Genomic DNA, 24407 nt, shown 5'->3' on the forward strand with positions numbered 1-24407 from the left:
TGGGGGTCAGTAACCGCGGACTTCCGGCCAGCGCCGCTCGACGCCGGCCCGGTCCAGCAGCCGGGCGAACTCCTCGAACCGCGCCGGGTCCTCGCGGACCGCGTGCGGCTCGCCGCCTCCGCGCACCGCGAATCCGGCGAGGTGACCGGCGACCTCGCCGACGTTCCACTCCACGGGGTGCAGCCGGTGACAGCCGTTGGTGATATGGGTCGTGCCGATGTTCTTGCCCGCGGGCAGCAGATTCCGCATCCGCTGGGGCAGCAACGCGCCGAGCGGCAGCTCGAACGGGACGCTCGGGACGTCGACGTAGGTGTCGCCCGCGGTCGAGGGATGCAGATCGATCCGGTAGCTGCCGACGCCCACGGAGTCTTCGCGGCGCTTGCGGCCGCTCGGCCCGAGTACGTCGAGCGAAACGTCCTGCTCGACGATCGTCGTCACGGCCCGGATCCGCCGCGCTTCACGCACGTAGGCGGATTTGGCCAGCCCGTCGTCGGTGTCGACGACGTCCCGGCGCAGCTTCAGGCCGGGGAATCCGGTGCCGCCGTCGAGCCGCGGTGCCTCCGTCTGCAACCAGTACAGCACCGACAACGACAGCTGCTTGGCCTCATGATGGGCCAGCGCGACGTCCTCGGCGGTACTCACGCCGTCGATCTCCACCGCGGGCCGCAGCCAGTAGTCGTTGAGGGGCCAGTTCACCAGCGTGATGTCGGAGTCGAACGCGCCCGGCCGGTGCAGCTTGCGCGCGAGGATCCGGCGGAATCCCCACAGTTCCTTGTCACCGGCGTCGGCGCTCTGGTCCGCGCTCACCGCCAGCGGATCGGTGTCCGGGTTCGGATCGAAGGTGCGGCCGACCGGCGCGAGCGAACGCGGATCCGGCGCGAGGAAGCCGAGCAGCGGGCCGGGCCAGAAGTCCGGCTGGTACTCGCGCCAGAAGCCGTACATCTCCGGCCGGTCGATCGTGTGGTCCTCACCCGCGTGGTGCGACAAGGCGAAGCAGTAGGTGATCCCCTGGAGATTGCCGGAATCCGCGTGTTCCGGGGCGTGCGGTTCGCCGTGGTCGGACTGGGCTTCGGCCCCGATCGCGAATTCGGTACCGGTCAACGGCAGAAGATCGCCGTTCTCGGTCGCGTCGAGCACGTACCGCGCACACACCGCCGTGCGCTCCCCACCGGGTCCCTCGAAGGTGACGACGTCGACCCGATCACCGCTCACCTCCGCCGCGACCGGCCGATGACGAAGCAGCACGGTGAGCCGTCCGGCGGCCCGGTGCGGCGCCAGCATCGCCTCCAGCACAGCGAGCGCCACACGCGGCTCGTGACACAGCTTGCTCACCCGGCCCGCGCCCGGGTTGAGGTCGGTCAACCCCGCCGCTTCCGCGCGCAGCGGATAGTTCCGCCGGTAGTAGTCACGCACGCCCTCCCGGAAGGTGCGATACGTTGCCGTGCCACCGAAGCGCTCGATCCACGGGTTCTCGTCCGGGGGAACCGCCTGTGCGGTGAACTGACCGCCGAGCCAGTCGGTCTCCTCGGTCAGCACGACGTGATGCCCCGCCGAGGCGGCGGCGAGCGCGGCGGCGACGCCGCCTACCCCGCCGCCCGCGACGAGGATCTCGGTGCCGAGTTCGTACATGGTTCGTCCTATCGGGATCGTGGTGGACCGACCTGTGCGCCGTCCACCTGTGGGCACCGCAGCAGCTGCTGCGGCGCGGTCGTCTTTTCGGTCACGAGGTCGACCAGCAGCCGCACCGCGCGTCTGCCCATCTCCCGCATGGGGACCTCGAAACCGCTCACCCCGGGCGGGCCGCCGAGCACCGCGAGCGAGAGATCGTCCGGAGTGGACAGTCCGGCTGTGTCGACGGCACGCCGGACAGCGCGGTACGCCGTACCGGTGTCGGTCCCCTCCACCACTACGGCGGTGACCCCGTCGGCGATCCAGCCGCGCACGGTCGTCGCGGTGATCTCCGGACCCTGCAACCGGACGACGCCCGTCCGCGGTGCGGCGCGAAGCACTCCGCGCTGCCGGTCTTCCGACGACGGTGCCTCGTCCGCCTCGCGCACATACCGGATTTCGCGATGACCGAGATCGAGCAGGCGCCGCGGCACCAGCGCGGACGCCGTCACGTAATCGGCGCCGACGTAAGGGATCCGGCCGCCGAGCTCCGGGCGCCGTCCGATGTAGACCAACGGGAAGCCGTCGTCGACGAGCCGGGACACCGGACCTTCCGGAACATGCCTGCCGAAGAACAGGCAGCCGTCGGCCAGCCGGGTGCGGCGGATCGCGGCCTCCTGCCGGGCGCCCGGTCCGCTGGTGCCGGTGAACAGGATGAGGTCCTGGCCGAGTTTGGCCGCTTCTTCCTCCACTCCGGACAGGATCGGGTGGTAGGTGTCGGCCTCGTCGGTCGGGAAAGCGCTGCGGAACGTGTAGAGACCGAGCAGGTTCGAGCGCGAGCGCGCGAGCCGGGTCGCTACCGGATGCGGCACGTAGCCGAGATCCTGCGCCACCTCCATCACCCGTTGCCGCGTCGACTCGGCCATCCGCACGGAGCGGTTGCCGCCGAGCACCACGGAGACGGTCGCCTGCGACACCCCGGCGATGCGGGCGATGTCCGCCTGCCGCGGCGGACGGCGTCCTGCTGCCATTCCGGCTCCTCGATGTCGGCTAATGCGGTTTAGCCGAGCATCTGTGCGGGATCCGGCGAAATCAAGGAAACCGGCGCATCCTGTCCGGTACCGCCGCTGATCAGGACTAATACGTATTAGCGCCTTGACGCTGCCCGCTTGCTGTCCGAATGGTTGGACGACCACGTCAACGCCGACGAAAGGGAGTGTCCGCATGACCGAGCTGTCCCGACGCGCGGCTCTGCGCGGAGTCGCCGGAGTAGGCCTCGGCCTGGCCGCGATACCCGTCCTGGGCGCCGGGTCCGCGGCCGCGGCGCCGGCCGGATTCCCGGAGTACCGGTTCCTGCGCACCGCGTTCGACAAGAGCGAATTGAAGTACAACCCGACCGGCGAACTGATCTTCCCGTGCATCCGCGGTGTCGCGGGCCGGGTCGCGAACCCGCTGGGCCGCTACTACCTGTACTACGCGCCGCACGACGCTCCCGGCGGCATCTGCCTCTCCTACGCCGACAGCCTCGAGGGTCCCTTCACCGAATACGCGAACAACCCGATCGTCAAAAGGACCTGGAAACCGCACTACGACGTCTCGCACGTCTCGTCGTCACACGTGCTGTGGAACGAGGACGCGCGCGAACTGTGGCTGTACTTCCACGGCGAGAACACCACGACCCGGCTCGCCCGGTCGAAGGACGGCATCCACTTCACCTACGACAAGGTCGTGCTGTCCACCTCGATGTTGCCCGCAGGCACCACCGAAGCCTCCTACGCACGGGTGTTCCGGCACAGCCTGCCGTCACGCGGCGCGAAGTACATGATGGTCTTCATGATCAACGACAGGAGCAACCATCGTTCGATCGGTTGGGGCTGGTCCGTCGACGGGCGGAACTGGACGTTCTCGCAGACGCCGCTGATCCGCCCCGAAGAGGTCGGCGCGAGCAACATCGGCGCGCCGACCATCGCGCAACGCGGCACGTCGACGTACGTGATCTACCACGAGAACATCGAAGCCGGCGGCAACATGCTCATCACCGAGGTCGGCAACGACTTCAGCAAGCGCAGGCATCTCGGCGTCTTCCACGCCCCGCTGCCGGGCGCGCCGGACAACGGGCGCTGCGCGGCTCCGTCGTTCGGGACCATGAACGGCAAGGAGTACATGTTCTACGAAGCAGGCGCACGCCTGGACGGCTCGATCGCGATCGCTCGGGCGGTCTGACCTCGTGAGTGGTAAGGGACGGTTCTAACCGTCCCTTACCACTCACGAGACCAGCGCCACTCGGTACCGCGGTTCTGCCGGGTGCTGGCCACGGCCGGGGGGGTTGCGAAAGCCACTTTCGCAACCTTCAACGTTGCGAAAGTGGCTTTCGCAACCCCCCCCGGGCCTCCACAGACCGGGCCCGGGATCAACGGCGGCCGGAAGCCAGTAGGTACGTAAGACACCCTCGGTCACGGGCGCCCGAGCAGTGCCGCGACCGCCTCTCGCGCCTGACGCGCGGGCGCCGGATCACCGCTGATTCCCGCCGTCACGATGGCCCCTTCGGCGAGCAGGTAGACCGGTTCGGTCACCGACCCGCCCGCGGCCCGCACCCAGGTGTCGATCTGCTCGCGAAACGCCTGCTTGTGCGCTCGCACCTCAGCCAGGACCGCCTCGGACGACGAGCCGAGTTCGCCGTGGGCGTTGATCCAGGCGCAACCGCGGAAACCCGGTTCGGCGAACCACTCCGCAAGCCAGTCGAAGACCGAGAGCACCCGCTCGCGGGGATCCGCGACCTGGTCCACATGGGCGGCCAGGCTGCCCCGCCAGCGCTCATCGCGACGTCTGAGCATCGCCACCACGAGGTCTTCCTTGGCTTCGAAGAATCGGTAGATGCGCTTGAGTGACAGGCCGGACGCCGCGCGGACCTGGTCCATGCCGACCGCCTGGATGCCGTTCTCGTAGAAGAGTTTCTCGGCGGCATCGAGCAGGGCTTCGCGATCCACGCGGTTCTGCTCCTCGGTGACGGCGGCCGGCATCGGGTCTCCCTTGACGTTGAGAACGGTCGTTCCCTATCGTAGGCGCCGAACGTAGAGAACGCACGTTCTCCACCTGAGGAGGTTCGACGATGACCGAAGTACGCCAGCCTTGCCCTCCGTTCACCCGTGAGACGGCACTGCGGAAGGTCCAAGCGGCAGAGGATGCCTGGAACACCCGGGACCCCCGCAAGGTGGCGTCGGCGTACACGCCGGATTCGGTCTGGCGGAACCGGGAGACCTTCGTCCGAGGCCGCGAAGAGATCGTCGCGTTCCTGACCGGGAAGTGGGAACGGGAACTGGATTACGCGCTGCGCAAGAACCTTTGGACGTTCACCGACGACCGGATCGCCGTCCGCTTCCAGTACGAATGGCACGACCAGGCCGGCCGGTCGTGGCGCAGCTACGGCAACGAACTGTGGGAGTTCGACGAGCACGGTCTCATGAGCCGTCGCGAGGCGAGCATCAACGACGTCGCCATCTCCGAAAGCGACCGGCGCATCCACGGCCCGCGCCCGCAGGAGGAACACGGCGCCGACTTCCCGCTCCGGTGAGCCGTTCAGTCCGTGATCGCGGAGATCTCCCACAACCCCAAGGACTTGTCCGCGTAGGCGCCGTCCTCCTCGGTGCACCCCTCGACCAGCACGGCCAGCGGCTCCGGGAACCCGAACGGCTCCCGGCACAGATTCAGCGGCCGCCAGTCGCCGGTCACGATGTCGGTGTTGGTCCGCAGTTCGGTGAAGGTCGTGGTCAACAGGTACCGGGAACCGCTCCGCCGCAGGTTGCGCAGGGCCCGCCCGATATCGGCGAAACTCAGATGGACCAGGCAATCCCGGCACAACACGAGGTCGGCCGGCGGCAGCGGATCACCGGTCAGATCGAGCACCCGGAACTCGTGGACCGGGTCGTCCCGGAACCGTTCGGCGTTCATCTCGATCAGGTCGGGAACGATGTCGCCCCCGATGTACCGGTCGAGATCCAGGCCCACTTCACTGAGCCAGCCGTAGTCGCCGCACGGCAGGTCGAGCAGGGTGCGCACCCCGAAACGATCGAGGAGGGCGGGCAGCCGGTCGCTCAGTTCCCGCGTCTGGACCGACTCCGAACCAGGCCCGGAGACCGAGGAGGAACTCCACAACCGGGAGCGGAAGATGTAGGTGAAACGATCCTGGGTCCCCATACTTTCCAGCTCTTCGGCGACCCGCCGGAAGTTGCGCTGCGCCGTGGTGATCGGTCGTTCGTCCACTCCCGCATCGTAACCTCGTGAGCGAGGGGGCGGTCCGATGACGGAATGGGACACCGAACGCGGCAGGCTGCTGAAGTCGAATGCCGGCGCGCTCGCCAGGACGGCGTTGACGAACGTCGTACGCGAATATCCGCACCACGAGAGCCACTGGCACCTCGAAGGCGTGCCCATTCGCTCGCCGAAACTGTCGCACCCGTGCTTCTACGGCAGTTTCGACTGGCATTCCTGCGTGGAGATGTTCTGGGTCCTCGTGCGTTTGCTCCGTCATCACCACGAACTCGTGCCCGCCGACGAGATCCGCGGCCTTCTCGGCGAGCACCTGACCGCCGAAGCGCTCGCAGGCGAGATCTCCTACTTCGCCCCTGAGGAGCAGCGGAACACCCAGCGCCCGTACGGCTGGTCGGCACTGCTGGAACTCACCTGCGAAGTCGCCACCTGGGACGACCCGGACGCCACGCGCTGGTCAACGGGATTGCATCAGCTGAGCGCGGTCTTCGTGAACCGCTACCTCGGCTGGCTTCCCCATGCCACCTACCCGATTCGGTACGGGGTGCATGACAACGGCGCGTTCGGGTTGTCCCGCGCTCTTCCGTACGCGGAGTACCTCGCCGACCACGGCGACCCGCGGCTGCACCGCCTCATCGTCGAGACGGCTTGGCGCTGGTTCGGATCCGACCGCGATTACCCCGGATCCTGGGAACCGTCAGGAGCCGACTTCCTGTCCCCCGCCCTCGCCGAGGCGGAGCTCATCTCCCGCCTGATGCCCGCGGCCGAGTTCGCGGATTGGCTGGACGCTTTCCTTCCTGGCATCGCGGAACGGAAACCCACGCCCCTCTTCACCCCGGCGACCGTGACGGACACCTCCGACGGACAACTCGCCCATCTGCACGGCCTCAACCTGCACCGGGCGTGGTGCTGGCACCGCATCGCGGCCGCACTCCCCGACCAGGACGACCGGATCCCTGCCGTCCTCGAAACCACAAACGCTCATACCCACGCTTCGCTCGCGCAGACCGCCGGCGGCGCCTACATGGTCGAACACTTCCTCGCCTACTACGCGCTCCTCCTGCTCGGCTGAGCAGTCACTCGCTGTTGGTGGGCCGAGCGAGGCGACTACGGGTGAACACCCGCCTGTTCGAGTGAACCCACCGTGAGCACGGATGCTCGAATCTCGTCGACGTTGGGCGAAGTTCGTCCGTACTGGGCAGTTGCGATCAGCATTTCGCACAATGCGAGAACGCGACGCGCGATCGCATCGATGTCGGCCTCCACCTGCGGACTTCCCTGCCGCCGCAAAGGCCCCGATGACACCGGGAAGGCAAGATGCCGGGCCGCGGAGGCCTCCAGGCGGCACTGGTCCATTCGGTCCCACCCACTACTTTTAGTAGTTTTCGTGGTCACCCAGACCGTTGAGCGACGCGTGCATACCGTTCATCGAGACACACGCAGTACTACTGAACGGTCACAGTCTGCTTTCGCCAAGATGTCCTCAGCCGCACCGGTCAAGAACCGGTAACGCACGCGTGGCCCCCTGCTGTCACAGGAGGCCACGCGGATGTCCATTCGCCCGCTCGCTAGAACAAGGACAGGACGGTCGTGACCTTACAGCCCGACAACACGAAGACACCAGACAACGAGCCGCCCCAACGGGTCAAAGTCGTCATCGAACACGCCGAAAGGCCGGTTCGGCGAGTCGCGACGGCCGCGGAGATGATCCGCACGGCGCGGCCGCTCCTGAGGACACCGGGACGCCATCGCAAGGAGCCGGCGCGCGATGGCTGGCTCTGCCTGGCGATGGCGGTCCTCGCCGGCTGGGCCCCGACCCTGCGGATGTGTCTCCTGCTGACGATCGGTGGCGGAATCGTCGTCGGCGTCGTCAGGATCAGCAGCCCGCAAATCGGGGTTTCGGCGGGGACCAGTGTGGGTCTCCTGACGCTCTTCTGCGCCTGGATCGTAAAGTCCCGCCAAGGAAAACAGCGGCGAGAGCCGAGTCTGTAGCGAATCGCGCCCCGTGCCCGCCGCATCGCGGGCACGGGGCGCCCGGCAATGTCGGAAAATCTCCCCACGCGCGCGGCGGCGTCCGGTTGAATGATCGCGAACGCCGACATGTGAGGAGATCTCGTGCGGAGAGCTAGAAGACTGGGGGCGCTGGCCGCTTCGGTGCTGGCAGCGACCATGGCACTGGGCAGTCCGGCGACGGCCGAAACCGTGCAGTCGTTCCACACCTCGCTCGACCCCGCTTCGGTGCGGGAGTCGATGCGCTATCTGGTCGAGACCTACCGAGTGAGCGAGCAGGAGGCGTTGCGGCGTCTGGAACTCCAGACCGACAGCCTGAAACTGGACGAACTGCTCCGCCGCGACCGCGGCGCGGAGTACGGCGGCATGTGGCTCGACCAGGACAAGGGGCAACTGGTCGTGGCGATGACCAAGCCCTCGGCGGCCGAGCCGTACCTGAAGGCCATGCCCGCCCGCTCCGCCGTTCGCACGCAACAGGTCCAGCACTCGTTGCAGCAGCTGACGGCGGCGAAGGAACGCGTCGCGGCCAAGGTCGGCGCCGGCCCGGACGCGGTGTACCTGCCTTCGGTGAGCGAGTCCGAAAACCGTGTCGTGCTTTGGGAACGCGGCTGGGTGGCGCACGAGAAGGCGTCCGTGCGGGCCGCGGCCGCAGAAACAAACGCCGCGCACCAGGCCGCGGCGGCGGAATCCGGCATGGTCGTCTCACGCGTGCTGAAGAACCCGAACGCGCTGTCCACGGCGAACGTGGACCTGGGTTTCTGTCATCCGCTCTACTGCACGAACTACGGCCCGATGCGCGGCGGCCTCCGGCTGGACATGAAGCGCGACAACGGCACCTGGGGTGGTTGCACCAGCGGCTTCAACCTGCGGTCCACCGGTGGTGGTTTCCCCGGCAAGGGCTGGGTGCTCACGGCTGGGCACTGCATGCGGACCAAGACCAACAACACGCCGACGCAGCACAACGGCAACGACGTGCTGCAGCAGCACGGGATCGAGAAGAGCTCGTACCCGTACGACTACGCGGCCCTGCCGTACGTGAACGACGCGGCGGCGACGCAGTGGCTCGAAGGCCAGACCGGCCGCAACCGCGTGCTGAAGTACTGCCGCAACGGCGGTATGGACAGCAACGGTGACACCCCGTGCGGCGCGCAGGCCACCTCGGTCGACGAGTACATCACCAGTGCCCGCAAGCTCGCCGACATCAAGGCCGGGTATGTCGTCTGCGCCTCCGGGACGGCGTCGAGCGCGGTGAACTACCCCGATTCCGTCGACAGCGGCGCGGGTGCCGGCTACCTCGTCGGGACCCGCTGCGGACGCGTCCTCTCCACGGACGTCGGCATCAACACCGACCTCTGCGCCCGTCCGGGTGACAGCGGCGGACCGCTGTTCAGCCAAGCCGACCACGCGGCACTGGGCATCCTCGTGGGCAACCAGCAGTCCCGATCGGGCCCCTGCCAGGCCGGTGAGCTGAACAACTACGCGCCGATCGAGACGATCACCACCGACCTCAGCGAACGGATCGCCAGTCAGGGCTCCACGTTCGCGGTGATCACGACTCCGAACGGCTGACCTCGCAAGTACGTGTAGGCGCCCTTCGCCATGGCGAAGGGCGCCTACACGTTGGGCCGTAATGCCGTAACTCGCGTGATGCGGCTCCAATCACGCGAATTACGCCTTCAATCACGCGAGTTCGCTGTTCAAGCACGGCGGGCTGCCCGGGCGGACTGCGAAGAGGTCCACGACGTCCTCCGGGCGTTGCCGCTACTCGAACCTACTTTCACGCGGTCAGCAGAGGACCTTCGTACCGCAGCGAGTCGCCCTCGCCGTACACCCGGACCGTCAGCTCCGGCGGCTCCCATGGGGCGAAAACCTCGTCGACCGTCTGGGGCACCGGACCGAGATCCACATCCACCGCGAAGGTGTGCGCCACGATCGCGGCCTGGACGACGTCGCCGTCCGGACCGGTCACCTCCAGCCGCGTCACCCCGGTGTCGATCGCTCCGAGCACGCCCGGCCGTCTGCTCCACACCGCGAACCCGCGCTCGCCGGTATCGCTCCCGTAACCGGTGCTCATGATGTTGAACAGCGTGCGCTCTCCCTCCCGGAAGACGCATTCCGCCTCGACACCCGAATCGTGGTAGGCCAGCATCCGCCCGTCCGCGGTACTCGTCCCGATCCGGGCTCCGGTGTGCCACCCCGCGTGTGACACCGCCTCCGTCGATCCCGCGATCTCCGCGGACCGGTAAAGCTCACAGAGCGCCGTCAGCTCCGTTATCCATCGTGTGGTCTCTTCATCACTTGCCGGGGCCACTACGCGTGCGCCCTCCTCCCTGACTGTCCACAATGGTCAACTTCGAGGCTGGCACACCCGGCCGCCGGCCACATCGGGGTTCTCCCGGAGATCGGTCCGGCCCGCTGCACGGTTCGGTGCAACCGGCGCCGCGCGGTTAGGCCGAGCAGAGCAATCTCGCGGATATCCCGTCATGGGTGTTCCGGTCACCCGTCGGAGTGTCGTGACACTCCGACGCGAAGAGGGACGACCGATGACCGCGCAGCGCACGATCACGGACGAGATCGGCGAAATCGGTGTCTGGCTGATGGGCGAATTCGGTGGCCGCGTGCCCGCGGCCGTGATCAGCCGGGTGCTCAACGCGAGTAAACGTGACCTCGAAGGCCGTATCGACCCCGAAGAGCTGGGCGAGATGTTCCACGCCCTCTGCCGGTTCCGCCTTCAGCGGATCGTGGCCGCGGACGAGCGGATCACCGTCAAGATCCCCGCCGTTCGCCCTTCGTGATGGTCTTGAGCTCCACGTACTGGGCGAGGCCGACGGCGCCGTACTCGCGGCCGATTCCGCTGGCCTTGTAGCCACCGAAGGGACCGTCGAAGCCGATCGGTGCACCGTTGACGGTGACGGTCCCGGTGCGCATCCGCCGTGCGACGGCGAGCGCGCGGTCCTCGTCCGCCGACCAGACACCGCCGGAGAGCCCGTACTCCGAGTCGTTGGCGATGCGGACCGCGTCGTCCTCGTCCTCGTAGGGGATGACGACCAGCACCGGCCCGAAGATCTCCTCCTTGGCGATGCGCATCGTGCTGTCGACGTCGGCGAACAACGTCGGCGTGACGTAGTTGCCCTTGTCCAGGCCTGCCGGGACTTCGGACCCGCCGGTGACCAGCCGCGCGCCCTCGGCGACACCGATGTCGATGTAGTCGCGCACCCGCTGCCGCTGATCGGGCCGCACCATCGGGCCGATGAAGGTCTTCTCGTCGGCGGGGTCGCCGACCACGAGCGATTCCATCATCTCCTTGAGCCGGGCGACGACCTCGTCGTACCGGGCACGCGGCGCGAGGATCCGCGTCTGCGCGATGCACGCTTCGCCGTTGTTGAGCAGCGATCCGAATTTCAGCCCGGCGATCACGTCCTCGAGGACGGCGTCGGGCAGGATCACGGCCGCGGATTTGCCACCCAACTCCAGGCTGACCCGCTTCAGCCGCTCCCCCGCCAAAGACGCGATCCGGCGGCCGGCGGCGGTCGAGCCCGTGAACGCGATCTTGTCGACGCCGGGGTGCTTCACCAGGTACTCGCTGGTCTCCCGGTCCGCGGGCAGCACGCTGATCACCCCCGCCGGCAGCCCGGATTCCGCCAGCAGGTCCGCGAGCAGGCTCATGCTGAGCGAGTTCTCGGGCGAGACCTTGAGGACGACCGTGTTCCCCGCGAGAAGCGCCGGAACGATCTTCGCCATCGACGCGGAGAACGGCGAGTTCCACGGGATGATCGCGGCGACCACCCCGATCGGTTCGCGACGCACGATCGAACGGAACGGCGACGAGGGGTCCGAGGGCGTGAGTGTCTCTTCCCACCCGAAGTCCTCGGCCGCCTTCAGATACGAAACGGCCATCCGCCCCACTCCGGGCTGCCCGGCACGCGTGAACCAGAGAGCCGAGCCGTTCTCGGCGGAGATCAGTTTCGCGATCTCGTCCGCGCGAGCCGCCCGCAACGCGTTCAGCCGCCGGAGAACCTCGATCCGTTCCCCCGGCGAGGTCCCCGGCCACGGACCTTCGTCGAAGGCGGCCCGAGCCGCGGCGACGGCACGGTCGACGTCCGCGGGCAGTGCTTGGACGACCCGTCCCAGCACCGATTGGTCGTGTGGGGACACGATATCCAGCCTCGTCGGCTCGCTCGGCGTCGTCCACTCGCCGCCGACGAAGAGCTTGTCGTTCGTGATCACCGTTTTCCTCCATAACTGTCACACTCAAGTGGCACTTACTCACGTTAACGCCACGCCTACGTGATACATTCCCCGCATGAGAGCTGACGCCGCCCGCAATCTGGAAGCCCTCCTGACGACCGGCGCGCGGATGCTCGCTCAGGACCCCTCGGCCAGCATCAGCGCGATCGCCGCCGAGGCCGGCGTCGACCGTCGCACCGTCTATCGGCGGTTCGCCTCGCGCGAAGAACTCCTGGCCGCCATCTACGACTCCCGGCTGACCGCGGTCGAAAAGGTCGTCAGCGCCGCCCGGTTCACCGAGACGGCGATTCCCGTGGCGCTGCACCGCTACGTCGAAGGCATCATCGAAGTCAACCGCCGATGGCCGGTCGAACTGACCCGGATGCGCGCCGAACCCTCCATCCAGGACCGCCGGAGCCGGCTTTCCGCCGAGGTGGAGACGTTCCTCCAGCGGGCCACCGACGAGGGGTTCCTCCGCGCGGACATTCCCAACGGCTGGGCGGGCCGGCTGCTGATCCAGCTGCTCCACCTCGCGTCGCAGGAGGACATGGACGCCCCGCGCGCCGCCGATCTGCTCGTCGAGACGTTCCTGAACGGCGTCGGCGCTCGCTAGCGCCCCCTCCAGGAGGATCGCGTCGAGCCACGTCGTTGCTTCGTGACGGGGTCGCGACCTCCTTCGCCTGCTGACGACCTCGGCCCGATCAACGATGCGGAGCGCGTCCAGCATGTCCGCTAAGAACTTCGTCACCCACGACCCCCACGAAGGGGCGACGTCACGCAGAGTGTGCAAAGGTGACGGCATGGCCGCTTCGCGCAGACGATTCCCGGTGTCCTGGACCACCGTCATGCCGGTCCTCGCCATAGTCGTGCTGGCGCTGAGCTGGGGCCGTGACCTGGGCCCGGTGCCCGTGGTCATCGTCGCGCTCGCGCTCGGCGGCACGGTGCTGGCGGCGGTGCACCACGCCGAGGTGGTCGCGCATCGCGTCGGGGAACCCTTCGGCTCGCTGGTGCTGGCGATCGCGGTCACGGTCATCGAAGTCGCGCTGATCGTGACGATGATGTCCTCCGGCGGCCCCGAGGCCGGGACCCTCGCCCGCGACACCGTGTTCGCCGCGGTGATGATCACGATGAACGGCATCGCCGGCATCTCGCTCATGGTCGGCGCCCGCCGCTACGGCGAGACGCACTTCAACCCCGAAGGCAGCGGCGGCGCGCTCGCCACGGTGGCGACGCTCGCTTCGGTCAGCCTCGTGCTGCCGACGTTCACCACGAGCACGCCCGGTCCGGCCTTCAACGGCACGCAGCTCACCTTCGCCGCGGTAGCGTCGCTGCTGCTCTACGGACTCTTCGTGCTCACGCAGACCGTGCGCCACCGTGACTTCTTCCTGCCTGTGGACAGCGAGGGCTCCGTCAAGGAGGAAGAGCACGCCGAGCCACCCTCCAACAAAGCCGCCCTGACCAGCCTCGGGCTGCTGCTGGTCGCCCTCGTCGCCGTCGTGGGCCTGGCGAAGGTCGAGTCGCCCGCGATCGAAGCGGGGGTCCGCGCCGCGGGTTTCCCGCAGTCGTTCGTCGGCGTCGTGATCGCCATGCTGGTGCTGCTGCCCGAGACCCTGGCCGCGACCAGGGCCGCGCGGCGCGACCGGATGCAGACCAGCCTGAACCTCGCCTACGGTTCGGCGATCGCGAGCATCGGGCTCACCATCCCGACCATCGCACTGGCGTCGATCTGGCTGGACGGCCCGCTGATGCTGGGCCTCGGCGCCACGCACATCGTGCTGCTGGCGCTGACGATCGCGGTCAGCGTGCTGACCGTCGTCCCCGGCCGCGCGACACGGCTGCAGGGCGGGGTGCACCTGGTCCTGCTGGCCGCGTTCCTGGTGCTCGCCGTCAGCCCGTGACACGAGTCCTCTTCGGACGGTGTTCTGTCGGTGGTCCCGGGTAATCTCTGCCCCGTGAACGCTCGGGACCGCATCCAAGAACTCGCCGATCAGATCGTCGTCCTTCGCGACGCCTACTACCGTGGCTCGCCGAAGGTCGCCGACGCCGACTACGACGCGATCGAAGACGAATTGCGCGGGCTCATCGAGGCGAACCCAGAGCTGGCCCCGGATCCGAACCCGCTCGAGCAGGTCGGCGCGCCCGCCATCCTGCACGCGCCCATCCGGCACTCCCGCCCGATGCTGTCGCTGGAGAAGGCGACGAAACCCGAGCAGGTCGAGGCGTTCTTCGCCCGGTTCCCTGGGCAGCCGGTGGTCGTCATGCCGAAGCTCGACGGCCTGTCGCTGGCGCTGGTCTACGAGAACGGCAGGCTCGCCAGGGCGGTCACCCGCGGCGACGGGACCACGGGCGACGACGTGACCATGCTGGTCCGGGCGCTGACCGACGGCGTCCCGGACAAGGTCGACGCGCCCGGCCGGGTCGAGGTCCGCGGCGAGGCGGTCATGCTGCGCTCGACTTTCGCCGCCTACAACAAGGTTCACCCGGACAAGCCGCTGATCAACCCGCGCAACGCCGCCGCCGGCACCCTGCGCGCCAAGGATCCGGCCACCGTCGCCGAGCGGCGTCTCCAGTTCTTCGCCTTCGACCTCTCCACCGAACCGGAAAGCGCGGAAACCGATCTCGACGGCGCGCTCCGGACGCTCGGATTCGCCGCCGCCGACATGCGTCACTGCGAGGACGCCGAGGCGGCCCAGGCGGTCATCACGAACATCGAGCAGCAGCGCAACGAGCTCGACTACGACCTCGACGGTGCGGTGCTGCGTCTGGCGGATCGCGACGCCTACGCCGCGGCAGGGACCAGGTCCAGCTCACCGCGTGGCGCGCTGGCGTTCAAATTCGCCGCCGAGGAGAAGACGACCGTGCTCGCCGATGTCGTCTGGGACGTCGGCAAGACCGGCAAGATCGCGCCCGTCGCTTGGCTGGAGCCGGTGTTCGTCGGCGGGGGCACCGTCACCCGGGCGACGCTGGCCAACCAAGAGGTGATCAAGGCCCGCGACATCAAGATCGGCGACACGGTGCTGGTACGCCGCGCGGGCGACGTGATCCCGTTCGTGGCGGGCGTTCTCGACGCGGCCAAACGCACCGGCGAGGAGCGGGAGATCGTGCCGCCGTCGGTCTGTCCGTCGTGCGAAGAACCGTTGACCGAACAGGGCAACAGCCGGGAACTGTTCTGCACCAACGTCGCCTGCCCCGCCCAGACCGTCCGGCGGCTGATCCACTGGTCGTCGCGCGCGGCCGCGGACATCGACGCGATCGGCGGGGTCTGGATCGAGCGGCTCGCCGAGGCCGGGATTCTCGAGCACCCGTCGGACTTCTATCGCCTCACCAAGGAAAAGCTGCTGGAGTTCGACCGCATCGGCGAGATCTCCGCCAGCCGCATGATCGAGTCGATCGACGCGAGCCGGGCCGTCGGACTGCGCCGGGCGCTGATCGGGCTCGCGATCCCGATGGCCTCCGAGGGCACCGCCGCGCGCCTGTGCCGGGCAGGGTTCGGTTCGCTGGAAGCCGTCGCCGACGCCGGCGAGGAAGGCCTCGTCGCCGTGGAGGACATCGGTCCCAAGGTCGCCGCGTCCCTGATCGAGCACCTCACCCGGCTTCGTCCCGAGCTCGAGCGGCTGCGGGAGGTCGGAGTCTCGCTGGACGTACGCGAAGAAGACCTGCCGCCGGTCGTCGCGGCCGGTGCGCCGCTGGAGGGCAAGACGGTCGTGGTCACCGGCTCGATCAGCGACCCCCGCTCCGGCGAGAAGGTGCCGCGCCCGACCTTCCAGCGGCTGTGCGAACGGGCGGGCGCGACCATCGCGTCTTCGGTCTCGGCGAACACGGACATGCTGATCACCGGCGCCGACGTCGGGGCGAGCAAGCTCACCAAGGCCGAAAAACTCGAAGTCGAGGTCGTGGACCAAGGGGTGGTCTGGGGTCAGTTGATCGAGGCCGGGGTCGTCTAGCCTCCTTCCGCGTTTAGTCCTCTGAATGCGGAAGTTCGTGTCGCGAACTACCGCATCCAGAGGACTAAACGCTGGGCTTCGTCCGGTACCGCGGGCTCGTCGAGTGCCATTCGAAACCGCCGCCCATCCACCCACGCAACCCACGCAGGAACCGTTGCAGCTCGATGGAAGGGACCGCGCTCAGCTTTTCGTGTGCTGCCTGGAAGTCCCGGACGACGTCGTTGTGCAACTCGACGGTGATCGCCGTGGCCTCCTCGATCGAGCATTTCCGGTCGTCGGCGATCAGCAGGACCGCGTTGCAGGGCGGCGACTCGTCCTCCAGATCCTTGGTGACCGAGTGCACGTCGTTGACGAGCACGGACGCCGTCCCCGCTTGGATCGCCGCCTCCCGGACCCGGGGGTCGTAGTACAGGTTCGAGGTCAGTTCGTAGCCACCGAGGACGTCGATCAACGTCATCGAGGTGTAGAAGCTGTCGTGCTGCCTCGCCGCGAGGTATTCCCACGCCGGCGGGTATTTCCCGCTGTGGCGCCACGCGGCGTAGGCGGTCCAGCTCACGAACATCGCGAAGGTCGAGTAGCAGACGCGCTGGACCTGCGCGGCGGTCCCGGATCGCCGCAGGAAGTCCGTCGCCGAGCCCAGCGCCACCAGAACCCGGTCGTTCCGCAGTGTTTCGTCGAGATCGCGGCTGAATTCACCCAACGACGGCACCGGGTCCATCGCCGCCATCGCCAGTGCGAGCTTCGGCGGCAGCTCGGCAGGCACGGCGCCGAGGGAGGTGTCGTCGGCGTAGAGGTCGTCGGCCGCCCACCACGCGGCGTTGAGCCGTGCGGAGATCAGCAGCCTGTCGGGATCCTCGCAGTCCGGGTGGGCGAGCATCACCAGCCTGCCGAAGCCCGCCTTCCCGATCTGCTCGCACTCCTCCTCGTCGAACCCGCACTCCCCCGCCCACCGGACGAGGCGCCGGTCGACCTCCTCGGCGAGCGGGTCGTTGATCCGTTCGGTGACGGGGCAGTACAACGGCGGCGCCGACCCGTCACCCCACGGCCGGTAGGCGTACGCCGGGTCGAGAGCGGGTTCCGCAGGCGGTGGAGCCGCCTGCGGAACGGCGGTCAGCCGGGACGCGAGCCGGGCGGCGGACGTGCCCAGGCCGCTCGGACCGGCCAGCAGTGTGGCGAGCGCACCCTGCTCGGTCATCGCTTCGCTCCGATGGTCTCGCGGGATCAGACGCGGTCCGCGGCGATCAGCAGGTAGTGGAAGCTGCCTTCGCGGTAGGCGTCCAGGAACGGCCCTTCGATCCCGGTCGCCACCGACGACTTCGCCCGCAGCTCCCAGTACGGGATCGTGTCCGGCGTCAGATCCACGACCGAGATCGGCACCAGGCCGTTCGCCGTCATGGCCTTGAAGTACTCACTGCGCGGGTGGATGTTGCAGGTGTAGTGCTGGTCGATCTGCGCGACGGCCTTGGACCGGCCACCGGTCACGTCGTTGTAGCACCCGGTGATGGTGACGTACCGCCCGCCGAACTCCAGCTGCCGCGCGTGCTCGGCGAAGAGTTCGTGGAGGTCGACGTACATCGTGCTCTCGTTGTTCCAGATCGCCTTGCGCGAGCTGGTTTCGAAGCCGGTGTCGAGCATGTTGCGGAAGTGGTAGCGCACCCGGTCGGCGACGCCCCTGATCTCGGCCTGGTGATTGGCGAACTCGACCTGCTTCTCCGAGATCGAGATGCCGTCGACGTGGCAGCCGAACCGCGCGTTGGCCATGATGCTGGTCCCGCCGCGTCCGCAGCCGGCGTCGAGGAGCCGGTCGTCCGGCTTCACGTCGCCGAGGTGATCGAGCAGGACGTCCGCCTGCGCGGTCTCCAAGCGGTGCATTTCGGCGATGATCCGCTCGTCGCGGGTGTTCTCGGGGCCCTCCAGCACCGACCAGTCGACTTCGCCGACCCCGTAGTGGTGGTGATAGAGCCCGTCCACATCGCCCAGACGCAGGTTGACCGGGTCCTTCTCCTTGTTCCAGTACGACGCCACCGACTTCTGGTACTCGGTGCGCAGCACCTTGGCAGGAGCGGGAGTACGGGCGATGGTCACGTGTGTGGTCCTTTCTGGAGCGTTGTTGTTCGTTGTGGTCACCGCGCGACCTCGACGTTCTCCAGGACACCGAGGGCGTCCGGAACGAGCACGGCGGCCGAGTAGTAGGTGCTGACCAGGTAGGAGGCGACGGCCTGTTCGTTGATGCCGTCGAAGCGCACGTTCAAGCCCGGCTCGTACTCGTCGGGCAGGCCGGTCTGGTGCAGCCCGATCACACCGTTGTCCTCGACGCCGGTCCGCATGGCGAGGATCGAGGACGTGCCCCGCTCGGTGATCGGGATCTTGTCGCAGGGCAGCAGCGGCACCCCGCGCCACGCGCCGACGATCTTGCCGTCGACCGTGGTGCCCTCCGGATACAGACCGCGGCGGGTGCATTCCCTGCCGAACGCGGCGATCGCCTTCGGATGGGCGAGGAAGAACTTCGTCTTGCGGCGACGGCTGACGAGTTCGTCCATGTCGTCGGGGGTCGGCGGACCCGACCGCGTCTGGAACCGCGATTTGAGGTCGGCGTTGTGCAGCAGCCCGAACTCGCGGTTGTTGATCAGGTCGTGCTCCTGCCGCTCGCGCAGCGCCGCCACGGTCAGCCGGAGCTGCTCGTCGAACTGGTTCATCGGCCCGTTGTAGAGATCGGTCACCCGGGTGTGCACCCGCAGCGCCGTCTGCGCGACCGCGAGATCGTATTCGCGCGGCGAGATCTCGTAGTCGACGAACGTGCCCGGCAGCAGTGGCTCGCCGTCGTGCCCGGACGACATCCCGATCTCGGCCTCGCCCTTGGCGTTCTGTGGCTTTCCCTTGTGCGCCAGCATGTCCTGGACGTGGCGGCGCATCGCCTCGGACCGGCCGTTGAGGTCGGCGAAGTCTTCCGCACGCAAGGTCAGCACGATGACCGGCGTGACGGCCTTCGCGGTGAACGGCCAGTTCCGGTCGATGCCGGCGAGCATTTCGTCACCGAAGTGGTCGCCGTCGGCCATGCTGCCGACCGAGGCCTCGGCGCCGTACTCGCCGGGTACCACCTTGGCGATCTTGCCGTGCGCGACCAGCACCACCTCGTCGAGCGGAGACCCGTGACCGACGATGGTCTCGCCGGGCTGGTACTCGTGCTGCACGAACCGGTCGGCGAGCGCGGTCAGCGTGTCCTCGTCGTCGAAACCCCGCAGCAGGGCCAACTCCGCCAGTTCCTGCGGGACGACCCGGACCTCGGTGCCGACGTTGGTGAAGCTCACCCGCCCGTCGCCGATCGCGTAGGTCAGCCGCCGGTTCACCCGGAAGGTGCCGCCGGACGCCTCGACCCAGGGCAGCATCTTCAGCAGCCAGCGCGGCGTGATGCTCTGCATCTGCGGCCGCGTCTTGGTGGTCGTCGCCAGGTTGCGCGCGGCGGCGGGGCCGAGACTGAGCCGCCGGTCGGCCTCCGGCGTCGTGGCGGTCATCCTTCGCGGCCGAGTTCGGCGGCTTCGAGGACGGCGAGCGCGTCCGGAACTAGAACGGCCGCGGAGTAGTAGGTGCTGACGAGGTAGGAGATGATCGCCTGCTCCGAGATGCCCATGAACCGGACGTTCAGGCCGGGCTCGTATTCGTCCGGCAGGCCGATCTGCCGCAGGCCGACGACGCCCTGGTTCTTCTCGCCGGTGCGGATCAGCAGGACGGAACTGGTGCTGGTCTGGCTGACCGGGATCTTGTTGCAGGGCAGGATCGGCACGCCGCGCCAGGACGGCACCTTGTGCCCGCCGAGGTCGGTGCCGGTCGGGTAGATCCCGCGTTTGCTGCACTCGCGGCTGAACGCGGCGATCGTGCGCGGATGCGCGAGGAAGAAGCCGGGTTCCTTCCACACCAGCGCGAGCAGGTCGTCGAAGTCGTCCGGAGTGGGCGGACCGGTGCGCGTCGCGATGCGCTGGGTGAAGTCGGCGTTGTGGAGCAGGCCGAAGTCCTTGTTGTTGATCATTTCGTGTTCTTGCCGCTCACGCAGCGCCTCGATGGTCAGGCGCAACTGCTGTTCGGTCTGGTCCATCGGCTGGTTGTAGAGATCGGACACCCGGCTGTGGACCCGGAGCACCGTCTGGGCGACGCTGAGTTCGTACTCGCGCGGCGAGGTCTCGTAGTCGACGAACGTGCCCGGCAGCAGCGGCTCGCCGTCGTGCCCGGAGGAGATGTCGATCTCGGCCTCGCCGAAGTCGTTGGCGCGCCCGGAGTCCTGTGCGGCCTGTTCGATCTGCGCCTGCAGCGATTCGGACTGTTCCAGTACGCGCTCGAAGTCCTGGCGGGTCAGGGTGAGCACGGTGCAGGCGGTGGTCGCCTTGGCGGTGAATTCCCAGATGCCGTCGTCGGAGACGAGGGTCTGCGCGCCGAAGTAGTCACCATCCTTGACCACGCCGAGCGCGGTCTCGTCGCCGTAGTGACCGGGGCCGGTCTTGGTGATCTTGCCGTGTGCGATGAGGTAGACCCGGTCGGCCCGGTGCCCGAATTCGACCAGCACGTCGCCGGCCGCCACTTCCTGCTGTTCGAATCGGCGGGCGAGTTCGGCGAGCACCTCTTCGTCGTCATACCCCTTGAGCGGCTTCAGTTCTCCCAGTTCCGCCGGGATCACGCTCACCTCGGCGCCCGCCTTCGAGAAGGTCACCCGTCCGTCACCGACCGCGTAGTTCAGCCGCCGGTTGACCCGGTAGGCACCGCCGTTCACCTGAACCCATTCGAGCGATTTCAGCAGCCACCGGGACGAAATTCCCTGCATCTGCGGAACGGATTTGGTGGTCGTCGCCAGGTTGCGCGCGGCGGCCCTGCCCAAACTCAGCTGCGGATTTTCCGGCCCCTGGACACCTTCGGCGGAAGTGTCCGATTCGGTCACGGTCACAGCAAGGTCCACCCTTCGATAGTCGTGTGAACAAACAAGATCCACAATTCGCGGCGCGCCGGTCATGCCCCGAAGTGCGGCCCCGCACGATCAACATAGCAAGGGGTTTTTCCCGCACAAGCGCACTTTCAGGTAATGCGACAAGGCCACCCGAATGCCGAATTCCCTTTGTGCGGGAAACCTTTTGGAAACGTGACACGACGTTTTCCCGTGGCCACGCAATCGGGCCAGCAATTGTGCTGAGGTGTCATGCCGGGGCACGCCGGGACTCCCCCGCGTGCCCGGGGTGCGACCGTTGGAGTGGCCACACCGGACTCTTTCGGGTCGCTCCGGTGTCCGCGTTCGACGATGGCTTGACAGACCGCGACGAAACAGAGGGTCGCGTCCGGACACTCCGTCGAGTCAATGGTTCAGCCCTTGCTGACATGTCAGCGTTCGCTGTACTGTCCTGGCTGTGCTGACATGTGAGACCCAGGGCGCCGCGCTCGCCCGGCTCGGCCGCGCCCTCGCCGACCCGAACCGGTGCCGGATCCTGGTCGCCCTGCTCGACGGCGTGACCTATCCCGGGCTTCTGGCCGAGCAACTCGGACTGAGTCGCTCGAACGTGTCGAACCATCTCGCCTGCCTGCGGGGTTGCGGACTGGTCGTGGCCACCTACGAAGGCAGGCAGGTCCGCTACTCACTGGCGGACGCGCACCTCGCCCGCGCCCTGCGGGAACTCGTCCAGGTCGTGCTGGCCGTCGACACCGCCGAGCCCTGTCTGGACGAGGTGCTCCGGTGAGCGTGGAGAGCGATTCCTGCGCGGACGGCTGCTGCACCGCGAAGTCCACAGTGGCCCCGGAGCGCCGCGCCGTGCTTTCCCGGCGGGTCCGGCTCCTGGTCGCCGCCACGATCACCTACAACGTCATCGAGGCGGTCGTCGCCATCTCGGCGGGCACCATCGCCTCGTCGACGGCACTGATCGGTTTCGGCCTGGACTCGGTCATCGAGGTCGCTTCGGCCACGGCGGTCGCCTGGCAGTTCTCCGGGAAGGACCCCGAAGCCCGCGAACGCACCGCGCTCAAGGTCATCGCGGTGTCCTTCTTCGCGCTGGCCGCATACGTCACCGTCGAAGCGGTCCGCACCCTGTTCGGCGCCGACCCCGCCGAGCACTCCCCTGTCGGCATCGTGCTCGCGGCGGTCTCACTGCTCGTGATGCCGTTCCTGTCCTACGCCCAGCGCCGCGCCGGGCGCGAACTCGGCTCCGCGAGCGCCGTCGCCGACTCGAAGCAGACCTTGCTCTGCACCTATCTTTCCGGTGTGCTGCTCGTCGGGCTGCTGCTCAACAGCCTCTTCGGCTGGTACTGGGCGGATCCACTGGTCGCGCTCGTCATCGCCGCCGTCGCGATCAAGGAGGGCCGTGAGGCCTGGCGCGGTGAGCACTGCTGCTGAAAGGAGCGTCATGACCCGGCCCGCCCGATGGAACCGTTACTGGGACACCAAATCCCGCAACTACGACCGGGAGATGCAGTTCCTGGACCGGAAGCTCTTCGGGGATTCCCGTGCGTGGGCCTGCGGCCAGGCCGACGGCGAAGTCCTCGAAGTCGCCGTGGGGACCGGCCTGAACCTGCCGCTCTATGCCGAGGGCGTCACGCTCACCGGCATCGACCTCAGTGACGGCATGCTCTCCATCGCCCGCGCTCGCGCCGAACGTCTCGGCCGTCCGGTGACGCTACGGCGGGCCGATGCCCATCACCTGCCCTTCGACGCCGATTCGTTCGACACCGTGGTCTGCACGCTCGGGCTCTGCGCCATCCCGGACGACGGCAAGGCGCTACGGGAGATGGCCAGGGTGCTCCGGCCAGGGGGCAGGCTCATCCTGCTCGACCACATCGCGAGCTCGTCGCGCGCGGTCCGCGGCCTGCAATGGATGGCCGAGAAGATCACCGTGCCGATGGCGGGCGAACACTTCCTTCGCCGCCCGCTCGAGAAGATCGACGGTCTCGGCTTGGCCGTGGAGCACCGGGAACGGTTCAAGCTCGGGCTCGTGGAACGGCTCGTCGCCCGTAAGTGAAGCGTGTCATCGGAATATCATCGGCGAGGCCGATCCTGATGACGTGACCTACCCTCAGCAACAGTCGCCGATCTGGCAGCAGTATCCCGTCGCACGGCCGAAGAAGGCCCCGAAGACCGGGCTGATCGTCGGGATCGCCGCGGCGGCGGTCGTCGTCACCGGCGGGGCGCTCGCGGTGACCGTGGCGATCACCACGAGCGGCGGCTCGTCCGGCGCCGATGTCCCCCAGGTCGACCCCGACCCGTTCTCCGCGCAGGCCGGGGATTGCATCTCGGCCGACGAAGACGCCGGCAGCAACGGCGCGTTCAGCGCCAGCGCCGTCCGGGTCCACTGTTCGGACAGCTCCGCCAACTACTCGGTGATCGCCCAGCTCGCGTCCGCGTCCGGCTCCGACTGCAACACCGTGCCCGGCTACGAGTACGGCAATCCCATCGTCTACGACTTCAAGTCCGGGGAGTCACGGGAGCTCTGCGTCATGCCGAGAGGCTGACGCCTGTCTCCGGGCGAGGCTTCGGGCCTGCCCGTCGTGCAGATCCCTCACCCATTCCCAACCAGGCTTCGCGGACGACCCGATTCGCGGGTCGTCCGGCGTCCGACCGTCTCGCAAGGCGTGTACGTACGCCCGGTCCAAGTCGATGCGTGCCCGTACCGCACCGGCTCCGCCGACGGCCCCGTGGCCGGGTACGACAACGGCGGCTTCGCCCGCCACGTCTTCGATCACCCGGAGCCCGGCGAGGTAGTCCTCGAGCGGATCGCCGTCGTCGTCGAACATCGGGACCAGGACGTCGGAAAGCATGTCGCCGGCGACCAGCACCCCGCGTTCCTCGATCACCAGCGCCGCATGACCGGGGGCGTGGGCCGGGTGCTCGACGATCCGGATTCGCGGGCCGTCCCAGGGAATCCGGGTGGTTCCGGCGGGCAGGCCGGTGATCAGGCCGAACAGGTCCAGCGGCACCTCACCGGCGATTTCCGGTGGCAGCCCCTCGGCGACGCCTGTCTTCCAGTCCGGGTTGGACCGCAGATCACGCAGATACTCCGCGCACCGGGCGGTGCCGTAACGGGGTGCGTCACCCAGTTCGGGGTGCCAGAGCACGTGATCCCAGTCGGGATGCGTCGCGAAACCCGCCACCACCGGGCGGCCCGAATCGGCCAGGTCGTGCGCGAGGCAGGCCATTTCGGCGCCCGTGAGCCCGGGGTCGACGAGCAGAACACCGTCCGCGCCCTCCACGACGACCGCGTTGTTCTCGAGCAACGCGCTCTGGTGGACCAGCACACCCTCCGCGACCTGTGTCAGCACGGCGATCCCCTCCGATTGTGATGTGCAACCGCTTTGCGGAGACGGTAGTCCCAACTGGTGGCAGATTGCAAG

The 24407-nt window shown here is 68.1% G+C and carries 25 protein-coding genes; 13 read left to right on the plus strand and 12 right to left on the minus strand.

All coding sequences use genetic code 11. The features are described from left to right. Positions 1-6: 6 nt before the first annotated feature. Complete coding sequence (locus tag ACZ1DY_RS22725) at positions 7-1629, minus strand: FAD-dependent oxidoreductase (RefSeq protein ID WP_465480752.1); 1623 nt, start codon at positions 1627-1629, stop codon at positions 7-9. 8 nt (positions 1630-1637) lie between these two features. After that, positions 1638-2639 (minus strand): LacI family DNA-binding transcriptional regulator, encoded by a 1002-nt coding sequence (locus ACZ1DY_RS22730; protein ID WP_465480753.1) that lies wholly within the window; start codon positions 2637-2639, stop codon positions 1638-1640. Positions 2640-2832: 193 nt separating this feature from the next. Between ACZ1DY_RS22730 and ACZ1DY_RS22735 the strand changes: the two genes are divergently transcribed. Next, positions 2833-3831 (plus strand): hypothetical protein, encoded by a 999-nt coding sequence (locus ACZ1DY_RS22735; protein ID WP_465480754.1) that lies wholly within the window; start codon positions 2833-2835, stop codon positions 3829-3831. A 230-nt stretch (positions 3832-4061) separates the two neighbouring features. Here the strand turns inward: ACZ1DY_RS22735 and ACZ1DY_RS22740 are convergent, their stop codons facing one another. Continuing rightward, the gene (locus ACZ1DY_RS22740) at positions 4062-4628 is read right to left on the minus strand and encodes a TetR/AcrR family transcriptional regulator (RefSeq protein WP_257486527.1); all 567 of its coding nucleotides are present in this window, start codon (positions 4626-4628) and stop codon (positions 4062-4064) included. 89 nt (positions 4629-4717) lie between these two features. Between ACZ1DY_RS22740 and ACZ1DY_RS22745 the strand changes: the two genes are divergently transcribed. Then, positions 4718-5179, plus strand: coding sequence for a nuclear transport factor 2 family protein (locus tag ACZ1DY_RS22745; RefSeq protein ID WP_465480755.1), 462 nt, complete (start codon positions 4718-4720; stop codon positions 5177-5179). Between the two features lie 5 nt (positions 5180-5184). Here the strand turns inward: ACZ1DY_RS22745 and ACZ1DY_RS22750 are convergent, their stop codons facing one another. Continuing rightward, the gene (locus ACZ1DY_RS22750) at positions 5185-5868 is read right to left on the minus strand and encodes a class I SAM-dependent methyltransferase (protein WP_257486525.1); all 684 of its coding nucleotides are present in this window, start codon (positions 5866-5868) and stop codon (positions 5185-5187) included. Between the two features lie 37 nt (positions 5869-5905). Here ACZ1DY_RS22750 and ACZ1DY_RS22755 point away from each other — a divergent pair, with 37 nt between their 5' ends. Further along, positions 5906-6946 (plus strand): DUF2891 domain-containing protein, encoded by a 1041-nt coding sequence (locus ACZ1DY_RS22755; RefSeq protein WP_465480756.1) that lies wholly within the window; start codon positions 5906-5908, stop codon positions 6944-6946. Between the two features lie 35 nt (positions 6947-6981). Here the strand turns inward: ACZ1DY_RS22755 and ACZ1DY_RS22760 are convergent, their stop codons facing one another. Then, on the minus strand, positions 6982-7140 hold the full coding sequence (locus ACZ1DY_RS22760; protein WP_465480757.1) for a hypothetical protein: 159 nt from the start codon (positions 7138-7140) through the stop codon (positions 6982-6984). 324 nt (positions 7141-7464) lie between these two features. Here ACZ1DY_RS22760 and ACZ1DY_RS22765 point away from each other — a divergent pair, with 324 nt between their 5' ends. Then, positions 7465-7866 (plus strand): hypothetical protein, encoded by a 402-nt coding sequence (locus ACZ1DY_RS22765; RefSeq protein ID WP_465480758.1) that lies wholly within the window; start codon positions 7465-7467, stop codon positions 7864-7866. A 123-nt stretch (positions 7867-7989) separates the two neighbouring features. Next, positions 7990-9453 carry a trypsin-like serine protease gene (locus ACZ1DY_RS22770; protein ID WP_465480759.1) on the plus strand — a complete coding sequence of 488 codons (1464 nt, stop codon included), beginning with the start codon at positions 7990-7992 and terminating at the stop codon, positions 9451-9453. A gap of 208 nt (positions 9454-9661) precedes the next feature. Here ACZ1DY_RS22770 and ACZ1DY_RS22775 read toward each other — a convergent pair whose 3' ends face one another. After that, a complete protein-coding gene (locus ACZ1DY_RS22775; RefSeq protein WP_257486521.1) occupies positions 9662-10093 on the minus strand; it encodes a hypothetical protein in 432 nt (143 codons plus the stop codon). Positions 10094-10427: 334 nt separating this feature from the next. On the opposite strand from ACZ1DY_RS22775, the gene ACZ1DY_RS22780 reads away from it, so the two are divergent. After that, a complete protein-coding gene (locus ACZ1DY_RS22780) occupies positions 10428-10679 on the plus strand; it encodes a hypothetical protein (protein ID WP_465480760.1) in 252 nt (83 codons plus the stop codon). On the opposite strand, the gene ACZ1DY_RS22785 is transcribed toward ACZ1DY_RS22780, so the two are convergent. Next, entirely contained in the window at positions 10651-12111 is a 1461-nt protein-coding gene (locus tag ACZ1DY_RS22785) for an aldehyde dehydrogenase (RefSeq protein ID WP_465480761.1), read from the minus strand. The genes ACZ1DY_RS22780 and ACZ1DY_RS22785 overlap by 29 nt on opposite strands. Before the next feature lie 76 nt (positions 12112-12187). Here ACZ1DY_RS22785 and ACZ1DY_RS22790 point away from each other — a divergent pair, with 76 nt between their 5' ends. From ACZ1DY_RS22790 to ligA, 3 genes are all read left to right on the plus strand, one after another. After that, on the plus strand, positions 12188-12724 hold the full coding sequence (locus ACZ1DY_RS22790) for a TetR/AcrR family transcriptional regulator (RefSeq protein ID WP_465480762.1): 537 nt from the start codon (positions 12188-12190) through the stop codon (positions 12722-12724). Between the two features lie 187 nt (positions 12725-12911). Beyond that, positions 12912-14009 (plus strand): calcium:cation antiporter, encoded by a 1098-nt coding sequence (locus tag ACZ1DY_RS22795; protein WP_126733073.1) that lies wholly within the window; start codon positions 12912-12914, stop codon positions 14007-14009. 54 nt (positions 14010-14063) lie between these two features. Further along, the gene (gene ligA / locus ACZ1DY_RS22800) at positions 14064-16055 is read left to right on the plus strand and encodes an NAD-dependent DNA ligase LigA (RefSeq protein ID WP_465480763.1); all 1992 of its coding nucleotides are present in this window, start codon (positions 14064-14066) and stop codon (positions 16053-16055) included. A gap of 64 nt (positions 16056-16119) precedes the next feature. Here the strand turns inward: ligA and ACZ1DY_RS22805 are convergent, their stop codons facing one another. From ACZ1DY_RS22805 to ACZ1DY_RS22820, 4 genes are read right to left on the minus strand one after another with little or no spacing between them, the layout of a single operon-like run. Continuing rightward, a complete protein-coding gene (locus tag ACZ1DY_RS22805) occupies positions 16120-17250 on the minus strand; it encodes a family 2 encapsulin nanocompartment cargo protein terpene cyclase (RefSeq protein ID WP_465480764.1) in 1131 nt (376 codons plus the stop codon). Between the two features lie 26 nt (positions 17251-17276). Continuing rightward, positions 17277-18140 carry a geranyl diphosphate 2-C-methyltransferase gene (locus ACZ1DY_RS22810; RefSeq protein WP_465480765.1) on the minus strand — a complete coding sequence of 288 codons (864 nt, stop codon included), beginning with the start codon at positions 18138-18140 and terminating at the stop codon, positions 17277-17279. A gap of 38 nt (positions 18141-18178) precedes the next feature. Continuing rightward, positions 18179-19567, minus strand: coding sequence for a family 2B encapsulin nanocompartment shell protein (locus tag ACZ1DY_RS22815; protein WP_465480766.1), 1389 nt, complete (start codon positions 19565-19567; stop codon positions 18179-18181). Further along, positions 19564-20985 carry a family 2B encapsulin nanocompartment shell protein gene (locus ACZ1DY_RS22820; protein WP_257486515.1) on the minus strand — a complete coding sequence of 474 codons (1422 nt, stop codon included), beginning with the start codon at positions 20983-20985 and terminating at the stop codon, positions 19564-19566. The genes ACZ1DY_RS22815 and ACZ1DY_RS22820 overlap by 4 nt, the downstream gene beginning before the upstream one ends. Before the next feature lie 454 nt (positions 20986-21439). Between ACZ1DY_RS22820 and cmtR the strand changes: the two genes are divergently transcribed. The 4 genes from cmtR to ACZ1DY_RS22840 are packed head-to-tail and all read left to right on the plus strand — an operon-like array spanning position 21440 to position 23528. After that, on the plus strand, positions 21440-21766 hold the full coding sequence (gene cmtR, locus ACZ1DY_RS22825; RefSeq protein ID WP_465480767.1) for a Cd(II)/Pb(II)-sensing metalloregulatory transcriptional regulator CmtR: 327 nt from the start codon (positions 21440-21442) through the stop codon (positions 21764-21766). Continuing rightward, the gene (locus ACZ1DY_RS22830; protein ID WP_192744184.1) at positions 21763-22416 is read left to right on the plus strand and encodes a cation efflux transmembrane domain-containing protein; all 654 of its coding nucleotides are present in this window, start codon (positions 21763-21765) and stop codon (positions 22414-22416) included. Before cmtR ends, ACZ1DY_RS22830 begins: the two co-directional genes overlap by 4 nt. Before the next feature lie 10 nt (positions 22417-22426). Beyond that, positions 22427-23038 (plus strand): class I SAM-dependent methyltransferase, encoded by a 612-nt coding sequence (locus ACZ1DY_RS22835; RefSeq protein ID WP_257486512.1) that lies wholly within the window; start codon positions 22427-22429, stop codon positions 23036-23038. A gap of 43 nt (positions 23039-23081) precedes the next feature. Beyond that, the gene (locus ACZ1DY_RS22840) at positions 23082-23528 is read left to right on the plus strand and encodes an LppU/SCO3897 family protein (RefSeq protein WP_465480768.1); all 447 of its coding nucleotides are present in this window, start codon (positions 23082-23084) and stop codon (positions 23526-23528) included. Here the strand turns inward: ACZ1DY_RS22840 and ACZ1DY_RS22845 are convergent. After that, positions 23496-24335 (minus strand): MBL fold metallo-hydrolase, encoded by an 840-nt coding sequence (locus ACZ1DY_RS22845; protein WP_465480769.1) that lies wholly within the window; start codon positions 24333-24335, stop codon positions 23496-23498. The genes ACZ1DY_RS22840 and ACZ1DY_RS22845 overlap by 33 nt on opposite strands. Between the last annotated feature and the right edge of the window lie 72 nt (positions 24336-24407).

Source organism: Amycolatopsis sp. PSD-21, from assembly GCF_055561455.1.

Bases quoted from the DNA above. Each gene is read 5' to 3' on its own strand.
- ACZ1DY_RS22780 (WP_465480760.1), top strand. From the start codon at position 10,428: ATGACCGCGCAGCGCACGATCACGGACGAGATCGGCGAAATCGGTGTC.
- ACZ1DY_RS22730 (WP_465480753.1), bottom strand. From the start codon at position 2,639: ATGGCAGCAGGACGCCGTCCGCCGCGGCAGGCGGACATCGCCCGCATC.
- ACZ1DY_RS22725 (WP_465480752.1), bottom strand. From the start codon at position 1,629: ATGTACGAACTCGGCACCGAGATCCTCGTCGCGGGCGGCGGGGTAGGC.
- ACZ1DY_RS22790 (WP_465480762.1), top strand. From the start codon at position 12,188: ATGAGAGCTGACGCCGCCCGCAATCTGGAAGCCCTCCTGACGACCGGC.
- ACZ1DY_RS22740 (WP_257486527.1), bottom strand. From the start codon at position 4,628: ATGCCGGCCGCCGTCACCGAGGAGCAGAACCGCGTGGATCGCGAAGCC.
- ACZ1DY_RS22805 (WP_465480764.1), bottom strand. From the start codon at position 17,250: ATGACCGAGCAGGGTGCGCTCGCCACACTGCTGGCCGGTCCGAGCGGC.
- ACZ1DY_RS22835 (WP_257486512.1), top strand. From the start codon at position 22,427: ATGACCCGGCCCGCCCGATGGAACCGTTACTGGGACACCAAATCCCGC.
- ACZ1DY_RS22735 (WP_465480754.1), top strand. From the start codon at position 2,833: ATGACCGAGCTGTCCCGACGCGCGGCTCTGCGCGGAGTCGCCGGAGTA.
- ACZ1DY_RS22755 (WP_465480756.1), top strand. From the start codon at position 5,906: ATGACGGAATGGGACACCGAACGCGGCAGGCTGCTGAAGTCGAATGCC.
- ACZ1DY_RS22795 (WP_126733073.1), top strand. From the start codon at position 12,912: ATGGCCGCTTCGCGCAGACGATTCCCGGTGTCCTGGACCACCGTCATG.
- ACZ1DY_RS22745 (WP_465480755.1), top strand. From the start codon at position 4,718: ATGACCGAAGTACGCCAGCCTTGCCCTCCGTTCACCCGTGAGACGGCA.
- ACZ1DY_RS22815 (WP_465480766.1), bottom strand. From the start codon at position 19,567: ATGACCGCCACGACGCCGGAGGCCGACCGGCGGCTCAGTCTCGGCCCC.